Origin of the sequence: Paenibacillus ginsengarvi (assembly GCF_003626695.1) — a bacterium.
In the GTDB taxonomy this organism is placed as follows: domain Bacteria; phylum Bacillota; class Bacilli; order Paenibacillales; family NBRC-103111; genus Paenibacillus_AB; species Paenibacillus_AB ginsengarvi.
The window spans coordinates 1-15,438 of record NZ_RBAH01000020.1; the positions used below are offsets into that span (position 1 = coordinate 1).

Below are 15,438 nucleotides of genomic sequence, written 5' to 3' on the forward strand. Positions count from 1 at the left end.
TAAAAACAGTATGCACTTGGGTAAGCCGTACTGCCCTGGGTGAAGAACGTCGGAAAGCCGTATGCGGGAAAACCGCACGTACGGTTTGATGAGGAGGGGCTGGCCAACCCAGCCCTTTACTCTACTTAGTTTCAAAATAAAGGTAGTTTTGGAAGGAGGGATATTATAATCTTGATAGAAATCGATGAGCTAGGGCATCAATTAAATGAGGGCAAAATATAAATAGCACTATTAGAGTAATGTTGGAAGCAAAAATAGGAGGTTCTTTTATGAGACTGAATAAAGCGTCACAATGTTTACTTGTATCAGATGTAGGACGGTCTCAAGAGTATTTTCGGGATCAACTTGGCTTCAAAATGGAAGGGCAGTTTGTAGATCGAGATGGAGTAAGTTTTTTGATTAAAAAGGCTGAGAATAAAGAACTGATTCGTCCTAATCATACCGTAAACGGTTTTATGGAATCTTACATTTGGGTAGACGATGTAGATATTGTTTATGATGACTTAAAGGCAAGAGGTGCAATATTAGAATCCGAACCGATAAATCAAGCTTACGGGATGAGAGAATTCCTTGTTTATGATCCTGACGGGTATAGATTTTGTATAGGGAGTCCTATTAAATAATGATTTATTCTGCTAAAGAGATACGTGAGTTTAATAATCACCAGAATAAGAATAAGGAACTTTATTCTAGTTCTACGAGTAAGAGTTCATACGCACTTATGGAGGAGTGGAAAGATGCAGCCTATTTTAGTTGATTTTCCAGAATATAAGATTATCGGTATTGGAAATATTGGTAAACCGACCAATCCTGGGGATGTCTGGCCAGCTTTGTTCACCCGAATAAACGAAGTAACAGATCGAATAAATCATCATGAGACAATTGGATTAATCAAACGAAATGAACCTGGCTATCTAGCAGGTGTGAAAACCGAGTCTTTAAGCGAAGTGCCAGAAGGAATGTTTATGTATAAAATTCCCGCTGGCCAATATGCAGGAGTAACTCATAGAGGACCTATAAGTAAGATAAACGAATCGTTTGAAAAACTTATATACTGGCTCAGCACTAATAATTATGAGGAATTCGATATTGTCTGTTTCGAAGTATATGATGAAAGATTTAAGGGTGAAGAGGACGAAAGTGAGCTCGATATGTTCATACAGATAAAACCAGCATGAATATTTTCATTAAACTACCAAAATTTTCATCATCTGTGGTGCCGCAAAGCGCGGCATAGGGGGCTAACAGGTACGATAGTTAATAATTAAGAGCAGACGCAGCGGCGATCTGCTCCTAATCGTTGAAGTAACTGGCATCAGATATATAACAATAGCTTTTTGCGAAATAGACACACATAAGATACCCGAACTCGTGGGCGTTTTTGGTTAAATGATATGTTAGTTTTTTCTCAATTGTACCGGATTGTATACGCAAAACTCCGGTTCATCCACAAGTGGATTATAATGAAACGGGTATGTTTCAAAGCTGCGGGCGTTAGGAACAAGCTCGTATCCCTCAGCAGAATACCAAGCTGCAAGATCCTCATAGGTTTTGTCGATATTCATCCCCTTTTGATGTTCGCATACCGCGTAGGTGTATGTTGGGATGGATAAAGCCGTCATACCATCCGGGATTTCATCGGATTGTAAGGTTTCAACCATAACAAAATAAGTGAAGCCTTCTTTGGTATGACCCTCGGAAAAACCAAGAATACGATCCCGAATAACGATACCCGAGATCTCGTTTAGTCTGCGCTTGAATTCCGCTATCAACTCCCGTATCTCTCCTTTGGCCGCTCCTTGAAAAGTGCCATCCCATCGTAATCCGATCGCTTGGAAGGCTTGTTTTGTTATCAGGTTAACTTCCAACATCTTCACTCCTCGTATTAACAATCTAACAACTATACTTTATCATATAACTAAGACAAAACCTGTCAGAGTATACAAGGGTTGTGACACATGACTAAATCTCAAAGATTGCTTGAAGTTATGATATCGATAAACGCTAGAAAAAAGTTTACAGTCGATCAGCTCGCGCAAGAATTCGGTGTATCATACCGAACTATGCATCGGTATTTGCAAGAGTTAAGTGCACTAGGAATGCCGTTATATGCTGAGCCAGGCAAACATGGCGGGTATTCCATGCTGAACAAAAGTACATTACCTCCTAAAGAGTTACAGGTGCGGTCGAATCGAATTGGAAATATCGTAGTGAAGCCGAAACTGTTACTTATTGGTATCCCATTCACCGCGCCGCATTCTTTGATTCACAGTATTGAAGCCATGGTATCGATAACATGGGCTAAATTACTGAATAGAGCTGCTGAAATGAAGCACATCTTGGATGCAAAACGCGGCATCGGAGTGCAATTACCTTCCCATGATAAATATCAATATATGGCAGCATACGAAGTGCATGAGCTCAGTGTACCCGAGGGAATGGTGTCCATGATCATTCCAAGCCAATCCTACTTCGTGTTCAATTATAAAGGTTCATTCCATCGAAGGTGGGTTCAGGACTCGTATCAATATGTCTTAGACTATCTTTTACAGCAAGGTTTTTCGTTTGAACGGGATAAGGCGATACTAGAAATCTACGAGGATATAAACGCTCCGGATTCTATGGATCGCACAATATCCATCCATTTGCCAATAAGTTAATGTTGCAGTACACTAGCTTCGGAATGATAACTGTGCACTCTAAATCCATTTTATCAGCTTTTGAAAGCGTTGTACAAAAGGGGACTCAGTTAGGATGGGATATAGATACAATGAAGTTTTATGGATTGAATGTAGAAATAGGGTCAGAGGATAAGAAGCATTTTGGATATGAGATTATGATTCCTTTGGAACAAAACAATAAGATTGCAGAGTATATTGTTAGAGATGGAAATGACTTAGAGCGAACTACACAAGTGAAGTTCTATATACCCATAATCGAAAGTTGATAAAAAAATACATCTAGTATATTTCCAACCATGCTAGACTTGAAAAAAATGAGTAAAGAGGAGGAACACTTATGGGTGAAAGTATAAGGAAAGCAAGAACGAATTTAAAAAAACGGAAAAATGCCGATGGCTATAAGCCGACCACGATTCCGAATATTTTGAAATTGATTAATCGCAATGAGGTAGAAGAAGAAAAGCAAGAGATTACAAATAGTTTTTTTGTGGCAGATAAAAAAGGAGATGAGGTTATGAATAAACCGTTAGTAAAGATGTCATCCAACACTTTGTTTGTTAACGATTTGCAAAAATCAATCAAGTGGTATTACAAATCTTTCGGGTTTCAAATGGTATCAATTAATACCGATTTTGCCACACTGGAGTATGCGCCTGGACGATGTCTTTTCATTAATAAAGATAAGAATAGTCCGCGAAAACTCGATTTCTTTTGCAGAAATATCAATGCATTAAGAAGGCAGCTAGTGGATGCAGAAGTAGATATTGAGATCGATGAAGAGTTTCACATGAAAATAGTAGATCTTAATGGAAATACCATTCATATTTGGAATAATCAATTAGATATGGATAAGCTCCAAGCTTCAATGCCAGACTTGTTTTTGAAAAATTTGATTCGCTGCGGATTAGAAACGAAGGACGAAATGCATTTATTAGCATGTATAATTTCGAGTGATAGTGAGTTTAAAACTGTGTCAAACCAACTTCAAGATTGGTGTCGACAGCATAATGTTTCTGTTCAGGGTGAGGCGTTTATTTCCTCGCACTATTCAGGACAAACAAAGGATGTACCTTTTAATCCTTCGATTTTTACAGGTCAAGTAAATGCGTCATATGTTTGTATTCCCTTATCGAGTGCTCCTCTTAAAGAACAATTACCCTCTGAAGCCCAATATATACATATACCGCCGTTAGATTACTTAGTTTTTACAATCGATTATCTACATATAGATCAGCTTCGGCAAAGCCAATTGAAAAATAGGGTTCACTTTATGAATAGTTTTTTAAATAAACCCGAAACCTTTTATATTCATGAGTACTATAAGGATGACTATATTTATGCGTATATACCTTATTTGTGGGTTGAAGGGAGACAAGAACCGATTAATCAACAAGAAATAGATTTAAATCCGGTAGGAAGGGTTTCTAGACAATATTTTGATATGTTGTATAGCACATTGTACGCAAGTGATCCCCTTGCATCAGCGAAGTGGTTTGTTGATGTATTAGGGTGTGAAATTAAGGATCAGAATCAGTCAGGTGTTGTTATGCAAATCTCACCGGGTGCTTATTTTCTTCTTAGCAAGGATGAGGATTCTCCACGAGGATTAAGCTTTATCTGTGACGATACGAAAGCAGTACGAGAACAACTTACTAAAATAAAGATTGATATTATACAAGAGGACAACAATAATTGGTTTCTATTTAAAGGGCCGGATAATAACAATGTAGATGTTTGGGGCGGAGGATTTGGTATGAATAAGCTTTCGATTCATCTTCCAAAATAATAAGCTGTATAAAGTTTCGGATCACTATAATTCAAACAGCCATGGTGAGTTAATCGTAACGCGTATCCCTAAAAAAGGCAGCGAAACTAGGCGCAGCTAGTACAATTTTAAAAAAAGCTGCGTCTTTTTTGTCCAGGGGGGAAGGATCAGGAAGCTTCAGATGTGGCCAATGTTTGGCTACCTCCACGTCAAGTTCAGCGATTTGTTCCGTCAAAAAATCGATGTGAGTGAGCATGGTCTTTAGCATCATGCGCTGGTGTGAACTCATATTGCCGCGGAGAGCCAACTCAAGTTCTTCTTTTTTCTTCTTCATCGTTTTGCGGGCAAAGCCGGCCAGCGTCTCTGGATGGGTCTCGCCATTCACCATGGCCTCGAGCATGTCCCGGCTGGAAAGTCCCATGATGTCGGAAACGACGGAAGCAAGCTTGATGTTGGCGCCTTCGAGAACTTTCTGTACGCGGTTATGCTCACGAGCTCGTTCTTGAATAAGGCTTCGACGATAACGGACCAGTTCCCGCAGCTCACGTTGGTTTCGATCGGGGATGTAGCTTGCTTGGAGCAAACCATGACGGAGAAGGTCGCAAATCCATTCGGAATCTGTAACGTCCGTCTTCCGGCCAGGGACAGCCTTCATGTGCTGGGCGTTTACGACGAGAAACTTAATGTCTTCAGCTTCGAGCAAGTTCACGATCGGTTTCCAGAACACGCCAGTGCTCTCCATGGCCACGTGGGTGCACCGGTGTTCCTTATAGTTCAATGAAACAGCGGCAGTCTAAGACATTTTTCAAGTCTTGGTCCGCCGCTGTTTGATTTTTTATCCAGCCAAATACTTAAATTTAGAAAAGTACCTGGAATCAATCATTTGGATTGTTGAGCTTGTTGGGATTGAAGAGAGGATTGTACTTGACTTACCATAGTCTGGGCTTGTGCTATCTCGATAGATGCTTGTTTTAAAGCTTCTTCGCATAGCATGGGATCTGCTGCTGATTTCTCAATAGCCTGTGTAATAAGTTCTTTGGCAAGGGTCGTCATTGCTTCCGCTTTCTTTAATTGGTTCGTATCGACTTGTTGTGGCATTTTTTTCTCCTTTGATCTTGGTTTTGGACACCTTGATATAATTTTCATTTGTACTTATATGTATACATGTCGGTTTGAACTATTGTTTGATCAATTATCGAATCGTCCATACGAATAATATTATAATGAAATTTAATTGCGAACGGAGGGCAGCTATCAAAGGCCCCACTTGCAAATCCAGCTATTATGATACAAAATAAACCATTTGGAGGGGGATACAATGTTTATACATAAAATTGAGGACTTATCTTGGAAAGGGTGAAGAATCATGTATGAGTACAAATATGTAGACACTACATTAGGTGGAATGTTTACAGAATCAATGTACAGGCAAGCAATTGATGATCACGCAAAAGATGGATGGAGACTAGTTCAGGTTTTGCCAACTCGCTACAATGGTCATGGAAAACCTACAGCATATGAAATCATATTTGAGAGGAAAGTTAAGGAAGAAAGTTAAGAAAAGTCTCGCTGTACATCCCCGTTCTCAATTATGACGAAGACAGGTAATCAGTCCAGCACTTAACTGTGGATGGGTTGCCTGCTTTTTATTGAAACGGTTTTCCAGGGATATAGGTTCTTCGGGAATCCAGACGAACGAAAGAAGGGGTACAACGGCCAGAGGGTGTTGGGTGACAAGAACATTATGACATTCCCGACGGAGCACTGTAAACAGACTGGTTAATCTTAATCGTTTCACAACATTTTAAGATCATACTCGGTGAACCGTATCACAAGTAACAGCAAGTTTTTTGCTGAATTGCCCGATTTACATGGAGCTTGTTCAAATCATGATTTGAAGCTTTTATTTTGGATTATATCTTGAGGTTTACGTAACGTGATACTTTATACTTCACGTTGTAAGGCGCTCAAAATTCAGAATCCAGTTAGCAAGTACACATTAAATATATAAAAGAAAGGATTAGATCTCCTTGATAGACTCAATTATGGAATCGGGTTACTGTGTAGAATGCGGGGCGGCGGAACAGGATGGTTTATCTTGTTCGGAACAATTTGGATATCTTTTGGCTTGGGAACATAGCGTACCTAATCTCTATGCCCTTCATTTTTGGACGGTTTCCAATTACATGTTGCAGCATCCATCACATTTTACAAAAGAAGGATACGATCTAACAAAAAGTTTGTTCTGTGATGCTTACGATTACAATTGGGAAACCTCTTACATTCTCAAAAAAAATAGGGAAGTCACAACAAATAAAACTTTTAAAATCGTTAATCCTACTCCTTTTTTAGAAAGAGCAAGAGTTTTAAGAGAATGGACGATGACGGTGAGCGATGTTTATACTGAGGGTGAAAATAATGCGATTGAAAATGTGAAGAAATGGAGGGATTTTATAAGAACTGAAATATAGAGCCTGTATTTTATTTAGAGTTTTCAATCCGCTCACGGAGACGATAGCTCAATCGTTTCACAACAGCAACCGGCCAAAATGTTCGGCTGCCGTTGTTGCGCTAACGGGCGGGAGAGTTGAGCGTTCAACAACTCAAAACTGACTCAACGAATTATGTAATCATAACTGGGGGAGAAGTAAGTATGAAATATTACCTATCATCATTCAAGATTGGGAATGAAGAGTTAGAATTAAAACGAATAACGGAAAGAAAATGGAAATAAAAGCTGATAATTGCTTAGCTCCGGCACAACTTCAGGGCCTCGCATGCGTATCTAGCCAGCTGATCGCGACTTTTCAGCCGTGTGGTGCTTTTCTGTTCTGGGACCGCCCTGATTCCTTGAAGAATAAATAGCTGATACAAGTAGAATTGTGTCGTAATTATTACGCGAACGGAGACGGTAGCGTGGAGCAACACAAAGGACAGCTCCTCATTGATGTTCATTGAAGTAACGGGGCAGGATAGTTTTAAGAACTTGTAAATTAATTTTGATTCAAGGTTCTTGACTATGACGTTAGGTCATAGTGCATAATTCTCCTAAGAATAAATAACTAGGAGCACCTTCGAAGCTTAAATTTGGTTTTAAAAGTGGCGATACTGCTATTCATTCTATCGAAATTTCCCAAAACGGGAGAGCAGTTAACTTCCTGAACAATGTCTCTCATTTAGATGCATTACAAAATGGAAACATGAAGGATTTATTAAATCAATAAGGTATCCAATTGCTACTTTTCGCTTTTATTATATTCTAATTATTTCGGTTCATCGGAAGCTCTAAACTTGATTTGACTACATTTGAGGTTAGGGCCGGAAGAGATATACGATACTACTAATTCTCCTATAAAAGTGGAAGGAGATGCCTGAGCAGATACATACGCTATTATTTTTTTATCATTTATCTCATACTTTAGGATCGATCCGAAACCTATGTTTTGATTCCAACTACCTGATTCGGATCTGCTATAGACTTTCTCTGATTTGAGATCTTGCACTTCCAGATTAACGGAAACTTTATCATTGTTTATAACAATCCTGCTTGTTACTTGTTTTTCAACGCAACTCACTGGATTTTCAATACGGATTTCATTAAGCGTAGCATCTAGTATATGGATTTCCTCAGCGTGCACTCCGCTTCCAGTTGCTTTCGTTATAGAATAACGATGATTTCATTCTTTGAATCCGCATTCATATCCGATAAGTACAATCGAGGAAAGTATGTTGGGTTGGTTACGTTAACCCAGTCGAATTCTTTGCCTCGATCTCCAAGCGTGATTTTCATCCCCTGGAATATGTCGCCTTTCTTTTCACTTATATTCGTCAAAGTAACTTTTTGGAGAGTTGCTAATTGAATAATTTCTGTTTCATTTTGTACGGCATCAGTTTTTGTTTCCGTAGTTTCCGCAGGGCCGCACCCGACTAACAGTAATAACAATAAAACAAAACAAATGCTGCTTTTTTTCATTTATCCACGTCAGCTCCATAAGTATTTACAACTGTAATCAACCCGTACCTCATGCTTCTTTAGAAAAATGTTATTATATATTCGACTTTACAGTTTAACGAATAGTTCATTTTTGGTAACTCCACTTTTGCAAGAGCAAATTCAGTTTAACTTCAAGTGTGGCTTTATAATCGATTGATTAGCAAGTGCAAGAGGCGCTACCAGGGATCCGCGTCCCCACGCTAAACTAACTGTTAATAAGAAAATAGCATTTGCGAAAGAAGGCGTAACCTTGAACATCCATCATCTGAGACGGTTCGTCAATCCGGTTATATTAGAGAGAGGCCGGGAGTATGCCGAGAACGGCTGCGTCCATGAAATCGAAGAAGTGGAGCCGGGTGTGTTCCAGGCCCAGGTGAGCGGCAGCGAGAACTATGAGGTCGAGATCGAGCTTGGCGATGACGGCGAGGTGCTGTCGTCCGATTGCGATTGTCCGTACGATGCCGGGCCGGTATGCAAACATCGGGTTGCCGTATTGATCGAGCTGCTGGAGGAGAAGTTTGGCTCCGGACTGGAAAACGAGGAAGAAGCGAAGCCAAGTTCCACACGGGGAAAGAAGAAGGCAACGACCGTCCCAGCCAAGCTGGAGACGCCGCTGAAAGCGGCCAGCAAAGAAACGCAGGTTGAACTTCTGCTCGACATGGCTGGCGATTCCAAGATCGAGGAGCGGCGAATTCGGCTTTATTTGTCGGAAGGGGAAGGGGAACAAGGCATCGGGGAATGCCGGGCGATGATCCGTTCCTCAGTTAAACAGTACTCGGACAAGCATGGCTTCGTGGAATGGAGAAATACGGGCAAAGCGGTGAAGGGAGCGGAGAAGGTGGCCGACCTGGCGTTAAAAAGCGCCGAAGGCGGCAAACCGCTGCAAGCGGTCGCGTTTCTTCTGTGTGTGGCGGAGGAGATGGTCGAACTGCTTCAGGCGGCTGACGATTCCGATGGCGTGATAGGCGCTGTTATTGGAAATAGCATAGAGCTTATTGGGCAGATTGCCGGCGATTCCGCGTCGCTAATGCCCGAGCAGCGGGAAAGATTGCTAAAATTGCTGACGGAGGCGGCGGAGCAGCCGTTCCTGCAAGGATGGTCGGATTGGCAGCTCGGTCTGCTGGAGGCTGCGGGATTATTGGCGGTAACGAAAGAGCAGCGCGACATCTGGGAGATGACGGCGGCCAAGCTGTGTAAAGCGGAGGCGGACGGGGCTTCGAACCGCAGCTATATCACCGAAAAGATTACGGCGATGCGGTACGAGCGGCTGCTGGCTCTCGGGGAGGAAGAGGAGGCCGCGATGTTTATGCGCGATTCGCTTCGGTATCCGGATATCCGCAAGAAGGCGATCCAGCTCGCCATGAACAAAGGCAGCTTCGACCAGGCGATTGCGATGGCCGAGGAAGGGGAAGTTTTGGACACCGCCAATCGTTTGCCCGGACTTGTCCATCAGTGGAAGAAATTCAGATACGAAGCTTACCGGCTGTCCGGACAGAAGGAGCGCCAGCGGGAGCTTGGGCTGGAGCTGCTAATCGGCGGAGATATTGTATACTACGATCAGATCAAAGCTCTGTATGCCCCGGCCGAGTGGGAACCGGTATATGCCGGACTGCTTGCCGAGCTGGAGAACGAAACCAGTTGGTGGCAGCCTGTATACCCGCGCATTTTGATTCAGGAGAAAGAAACCTCGAAATTGCTCGAATACGTGACGAAACGCCCGGGCGAATTGGAACAGTATTATTCCTACTTGGTCAAGGAGTACCGCGACGAAGTGGTCTCGCTTTTCCGAAGCATGATTGAGGGGAACGCCAAACAGGCATCTAACCGGAAGGAGTATAAGAACGTATGCCGCATGATCCGGCTCGTTCGCAAAATCGGCGGGGCCGACTCGGCGCGGGCTATCGTGGAAGAGCTGCTGGCGCAGTATCCGAACCGGCCCGCTTTCCGGGACGAGCTTGGGAAAGTATAACCGTATAGGAAAAAGAAACAGGAGCATGGCTTTCGGCCACGCTCCTGTTTCTTTATTACAATTGCATCAGTTGTTGTTGTCCATCAAGCCGAGCTTGATCGCCAAACGCTTCAGGATAACGACCGCTTGCGCACGGCTCGTTTGCTCCTTCGGCGCGAAGACGGAATCGGCGACTCCGTTCATCAGGCCGGCGCTCACCGCTTGAGCGGCTGCGCTGCGGGCCCAGTCGCTGATCGAACCCGCATCCGAGAACGATTGAAGCGCGGCCACGCTAGCGGCAGCCGACTTCGTCACGAACGCCGAGGCGCGGGAAGCGAGCACGGCCAGTTCTTCGCGGCTGATCACCTGGTTCGGACGGAACGTGCCGTCCTCGTAGCCTTCGATCAGACCGGCTGCGGCTGCCGTCGCTGCGGCTGCGGCGAACCAGTCGGTGGAGCGGACATCGCTGAACTTGGCGCTGCCGCCTTGCTCGGCAAGACCAAGCGCGCGTACGAGCAGGGCTGCGAATTCCGCGCGGGTAATCGAGCGGTCCGGAGCGAATTCGTTGTCCGTTACGCCTTTAACGAGCAGCTTCGAGGCGAGCAGATCGATATCGGCTTGCGCCCAATGTCCTTTTGTATCCTGGAACGCTTTGTTCGCTGCGACAACCGCGTAAGTGCTGTTGCCGGTACGTTTCATCGTGATGATTGTGGAACCGTTCGATTTCGCGAAGAGAGCCGGAACGAACGTCATTTCTCCGGTTTTCGGGTCGATGACAACCGCAGTGGCATAACCCGGCACACTGCTTGCAACCGTGATCGAACGTTCTACATACTGACTTCCGAAATTGTTGATTTCCAGCGTTTTGCCGCCGGCTTGTACGGTTAAGCGGAAATCGTAAGCGTCGCCGATCATTTGGCCGCCTTGAGCCGCTACCGCATCCGCGATCCCTTTCGCTTCAGCGCCGGTTTTCTTCTCGATCACGATCGAGATTTGCACGTCGCCCGCTTGAGCGCCCAATTGGGCTGCCAGCGCGTTAAGGTCAATCAGACCGGCAGGCAGCTTGTAGCTGACATCACCGGATTTTACAGTTATTACGGTGCCTTCAACCGAGTCTGCCGCTTTGGCCAAAGCTTGTGCAGAAAGCGTCACAATGGCAACCGGCTGTGTGCCCGGCACTTCCACGATCATTTCCTTCGAACCGCTGCCTTGCTGCTGCAGAGCGGCTACCGCTTTAGCGATCGTGTCGGCATCCAGCGTTACTTTCGTAGCCGGTTTGCCGCCTTCGGTTGTTTCTACTGCCGGCGCCGTAATCACTACGCCGTCATCCGTCGGTTTCGTTGTCGGCTGCTCCGGAGTCGTTACCGAACCTCCGCCGCCGCCACCGCCAGTAGAAGGATTCGACGGCGTGTCCGTTCCGCCGGATTCGCCCCCGCTGGAGCCGCCGCCGGTACCCGGCGTGTAGTTCAGTTGAATCTTCTTCTCGTTCGTTTTCAATTCGTCTACGTAAACGGAGAACGTAACAGTGTTGTTACCCGGCTGCAGGTGTACCGTGCCGGCGAAATCGCCATTGGCGTCTACGTTTGCTGCCTGGCCGTTCAGGTTGACGTTCACCTTCGAGCCTGTACCCAGAACTTTAACATTTCCTTTAATTTCCGGCGTTGCCGTCGTTACTGTTTTGCCGTCATAGTTCAGGAAGCCCGACAGTGCCGCTGCGCGGACGTTGTCCCCGACGTTGTACGAATTTGCTACGAGCTGACGCTTCGTGCGAACGCCATTTTCGTCCAATGCCGAGATGACCATGCCTCCTGCCGGGATGGCGCTGTTGTTGTCTTCGGGGAAGCTCCAGTTCCAGTTGATCGCCTGCGATTTGTTGACGATCTTCGTTACGTTGCCGGTGGCGTCTACTACCACTTCCACGCCGAATTTGTTCGTTCCCGTCGATGTGCCGAACTCGTCGGTGAGCACGTTCAAATCGCCCAGGTTCCGGCTGATATTATAGAAGCTGCCTTCGATAAACGAAGAAGGTTTGCCCGGTGTGCTCATGCCGACTTGGTAATCTTTCACATACTCGACGTTATCGATCGAGGACTTAATAATCGGCCAGTTGGCCAGCGAGGCATCGAACAGCATCAAGCCGTTCGTGCTGCCCAGCGCGGTTTGGAAAATTTGCCGCTGCAGCGTCGGATCCTGCAGATCCGCCAGCGCCATACCGGCGTAAAGTGGTACCTCGCCGTTCGTCACGATCGAGTCGATCGTAATGTAACGCTGAATTTCCGGAACGGTGCTGTAGTACGTACCGACCATCAGGAAATCCATGAAGTTGATATATCCCGTTTGGTAATAGCCTTGCGTGTAGATCGAGTCGGTCGGGAATTTCAGGCGGCTGTCATAGCGGAAGTCTTTGCTTCCCCAGTGCACGCCGTTCAAATAATACGATTCGAACCAAGCGCCGACATAGGCCGACGTTTGAATCTTTTTGCCTTTCGACGCGGTGTAGCTGTCTACGAGCGTGCGGGTTTCCCGCATAAAGCTTTCGATCGTGCCGGAACGGAACTCCCACCAGTCTTGAATGAGCGGACCGTCTACCCGTTTGCCGTCGACGTAGCGGAAAATATCGTTCGGCCAGTTCGTCAGCGTTTTGCCGCGCTGCTGGAGGAAGGCGGTGAACTTGGCCTTCGTCAAGTCGCTGAAGTCAGCGGTTTCGTTATCGTAACGGCCGCGGTCGAGAATGATGCCGTCGACGTCGTAGTTTTTCATTACTTCTTCGAACGTTTTCAGCTGGAAGTCGCGCACGTCGTCATTGGACGGATTCACGAACAGAACGGCCGCGCCGCCGGAAGCGTTGGACAAGCCTTTTTGCCCGTAAGCACTTTCTCTCAGGCGCATAATTTGCCCGTTGTCCTCGGGACGGAAGACGCGTTCTTCCCAATCGAGATGGTCGTCGATGATCGCAAAATCTTTAACGGCGATCGAACCTTCGGCGAATACGTTAAAGGCCGCATGGATTTTCAGGCCGAGCGTATGGCCGTGCTGCAGGAACAGCTCGAGCAGATCGAGATTCGGGCTTGCGCCCTTCCGGTCGCCTGCCACCATTTCGCTTACATACGGACGGTGCGTCAGATCGTTCTTTTTGTAGGAAACGTAACCCTCGACCCCTTTGACGTCAAACGCGACGTCCGTTACGCCTGCTGCCTTTGCCTTACGAAGGAAATCGAGCACGCTTTCGCTGGACTGGAATTTCTTCGCGTTGGAAGCCTGGTCGACCCAAAGTATCACCTGCTTCTCGTTCGCGAGAGAAGGCCTGCTGTACACGACAACGGATTTTTTGTCCAGATCGGTTCCGTTCTTGGACAAGACGACGTCGATGTAGTTCGGACCTGCCGCAAGCGCCGTTTCATGGGCAAACGTACCGTCGGCTTGCAGAGTGACGGTTTGTCCGCCGATCTTGACGACAGCGCCGGTCGGATTCGTAATTTTGCCGGCAATCGTCGTTTTCGCATCGGCCGTCGTAAACATCGAGAGGCCGTCGAGCTGCATGCGCGGCGTGGCGCCTGTACCGCTCATCAGATCGGATACGGCTACGACGTTGCCGTTTTTGCGGAGCTTGACTACGTCGCCGACCTTGAATTTGGTAGCCAAATATTTTTTGAGGCCGATTGTGGCGTAGCTGTTATCCTGAGCCATGACGACATAGCCGCCCTGCGGGATATCCAGCTCTCCGCCGACCCACGGCGGCGTGCTATTGCCGGTCGCCGCATTGATCATCTTGGTCACTTTCCCGTTAGCATCGACCTGAATGGCCACGTTGGTGGCGGCAATCTGGATTTTCGAGCCGTATTCGGTCGTGAACAAAGCGATAATGTTCGGAATGCCGGTAACGTCCTTATCGACGTAATTGATCGGCTTCTTCGGACCTTCGACGGTAATCGTAATATCTTCCGGCGGAGCCTCGATCTCGATCAGATCGCCGCTGGCCTTCTGGTATGTAAGCTTAAGCTGCGTATCTTGAAGCACATCGGCATTTTTGAGCAGCTTGACGGAGATCGTGTTCAGCCCTTCGACGAGCGTTACAGTCTGGCTGAACGAACCATCGGATTGAACAGCGGCTGCGACGTCGCCTACTTTTACTGCCAGCCCGGTGCCTGCCGTGTAGTTCAGCACTTTGCCCTGCACAGTGTAGGTGGCGGATGTAACATTCGCCTCGGTCGGGCCCGTTATTTGCAGACTCGGCTGTCCGAGGAAATCCGCTGCGGTTACGCGTGCGCCGCCCCGCTCGAGGGCGATTGTATCGCCTGCCTGGAACGCGTTGTACAACGCCTTGCGGAAGTTTTTGTTAATCCAGTCGTTATCCGAAGCGAGAATGACGAAGCCGCCCGGAGGAATCGTAACCTTCTGGGCTGCATCCCAGGTTCTCGGTTTATTCGTCGCCGGATCGATCCCGCCCTTCGGGCCTACCAGCTTGAGAACGACCCCTTGCGCATCCACCTGGAGTGCTGCGTTGCCGCTTTTGACAAACACGGAAGCGCTATCACCGGCGACGTTCGTAACCGGCGTTCCGCTTGTAAACAGAGCCAGGTAGTCGCTCTTTTGCGGACTGTCTACATTAATGTTCACATATTGTAGTTTCAATTTCTTGCTTCCGTCGAGTGACACAGCGTAAACCGAATCATCCACGGTAACGCTTCCGCCGCCAGCGGCATTCGCGGTCGTTATTCCAAACGTCGGAAATAACGAGACGAGCAAGCAGACGACGAGAAATGCGCTCAGTCGTGCCCCGTACCTTCGCATGAATTCACCTTCTCCTATCAAGTTAGTTTGGAATACGGTTTTCATTATAGGTGGGAGCGGTTTCATCATATAGGGGAGATGATGACTACTTTTGGCACTATGATGACATTTCTGCGGGGGAGAGGGACTCGACCGCGGATAAATGGGACTTGGTGGTAGATCTTCCAGGCTATTGACACGGCCGCGCTTTGAGGTAAGTTGGAACTAGATGGAATAGGTATGAAGAGAACGGACACGGCGCGCCGTTCTATGGGGGGCA

General features: G+C 46.5%; 12 protein-coding genes and 1 pseudogene. 7 read left to right on the top strand and 6 right to left on the bottom strand.

Translation table 11 applies throughout. The annotated features are described in order from the left end of the window. The first annotated feature begins 269 nt into the window (after positions 1–269). Complete coding sequence (locus tag D7M11_RS23755) at positions 270–623, top strand: VOC family protein (RefSeq protein WP_158606796.1); 354 nt, start codon at positions 270–272, stop codon at positions 621–623. Positions 624–737: 114 nt separating this feature from the next. Beyond that, the gene (locus tag D7M11_RS23760) at positions 738–1,178 is read left to right on the top strand and encodes a GyrI-like domain-containing protein (RefSeq protein ID WP_120749756.1); all 441 of its coding nucleotides are present in this window, start codon (positions 738–740) and stop codon (positions 1,176–1,178) included. Positions 1,179–1,397: 219 nt separating this feature from the next. On the opposite strand, the gene D7M11_RS23765 is transcribed toward D7M11_RS23760, so the two are convergent. Further along, positions 1,398–1,871 carry a GyrI-like domain-containing protein gene (locus D7M11_RS23765; RefSeq protein ID WP_120749757.1) on the bottom strand — a complete coding sequence of 158 codons (474 nt, stop codon included), beginning with the start codon at positions 1,869–1,871 and terminating at the stop codon, positions 1,398–1,400. Between the two features lie 87 nt (positions 1,872–1,958). On the opposite strand from D7M11_RS23765, the gene D7M11_RS36520 reads away from it, so the two are divergent. Next, positions 1,959–2,660 (top strand): GyrI-like domain-containing protein, encoded by a 702-nt coding sequence (locus D7M11_RS36520; protein WP_158606797.1) that lies wholly within the window; start codon positions 1,959–1,961, stop codon positions 2,658–2,660. A gap of 358 nt (positions 2,661–3,018) precedes the next feature. Continuing rightward, a complete protein-coding gene (locus tag D7M11_RS23775; RefSeq protein WP_120749758.1) occupies positions 3,019–4,467 on the top strand; it encodes a VOC family protein in 1,449 nt (482 codons plus the stop codon). A 172-nt stretch (positions 4,468–4,639) separates the two neighbouring features. Here D7M11_RS23775 and D7M11_RS23780 read toward each other — a convergent pair. After that, positions 4,640–5,215, bottom strand: a pseudogene (locus tag D7M11_RS23780) (IS110 family transposase); the annotation flags it as partial. A 110-nt stretch (positions 5,216–5,325) separates the two neighbouring features. Further along, positions 5,326–5,544, bottom strand: coding sequence for a hypothetical protein (locus tag D7M11_RS23785; RefSeq protein WP_120749759.1), 219 nt, complete (start codon positions 5,542–5,544; stop codon positions 5,326–5,328). A gap of 268 nt (positions 5,545–5,812) precedes the next feature. Here D7M11_RS23785 and D7M11_RS23790 point away from each other — a divergent pair, with 268 nt between their 5' ends. Beyond that, positions 5,813–6,004 carry a DUF4177 domain-containing protein gene (locus D7M11_RS23790; protein ID WP_120749760.1) on the top strand — a complete coding sequence of 64 codons (192 nt, stop codon included), beginning with the start codon at positions 5,813–5,815 and terminating at the stop codon, positions 6,002–6,004. A gap of 487 nt (positions 6,005–6,491) precedes the next feature. After that, positions 6,492–6,917 (top strand): DUF5946 family protein, encoded by a 426-nt coding sequence (locus D7M11_RS23795; protein ID WP_240041279.1) that lies wholly within the window; start codon positions 6,492–6,494, stop codon positions 6,915–6,917. Positions 6,918–7,709: 792 nt separating this feature from the next. On the opposite strand, the gene D7M11_RS36960 is transcribed toward D7M11_RS23795, so the two are convergent. Both D7M11_RS36960 and D7M11_RS23800 read right to left on the bottom strand, forming a co-directional pair. Further along, positions 7,710–8,084 carry a hypothetical protein gene (locus D7M11_RS36960; protein ID WP_193556265.1) on the bottom strand — a complete coding sequence of 125 codons (375 nt, stop codon included), beginning with the start codon at positions 8,082–8,084 and terminating at the stop codon, positions 7,710–7,712. Positions 8,085–8,104: 20 nt separating this feature from the next. Next, the gene (locus tag D7M11_RS23800) at positions 8,105–8,419 is read right to left on the bottom strand and encodes a hypothetical protein (protein WP_120749762.1); all 315 of its coding nucleotides are present in this window, start codon (positions 8,417–8,419) and stop codon (positions 8,105–8,107) included. A 271-nt stretch (positions 8,420–8,690) separates the two neighbouring features. On the opposite strand from D7M11_RS23800, the gene D7M11_RS23805 reads away from it, so the two are divergent. After that, positions 8,691–10,409: an SWIM zinc finger family protein gene (locus D7M11_RS23805; protein WP_158606798.1), complete on the top strand. Its 1,719-nt coding sequence runs from the start codon at positions 8,691–8,693 to the stop codon at positions 10,407–10,409. Positions 10,410–10,475: 66 nt separating this feature from the next. Here D7M11_RS23805 and D7M11_RS23810 read toward each other — a convergent pair whose 3' ends face one another. Continuing rightward, a complete protein-coding gene (locus tag D7M11_RS23810) occupies positions 10,476–15,179 on the bottom strand; it encodes an S-layer homology domain-containing protein (protein WP_158606799.1) in 4,704 nt (1,567 codons plus the stop codon). Positions 15,180–15,438 lie beyond the last annotated feature (259 nt).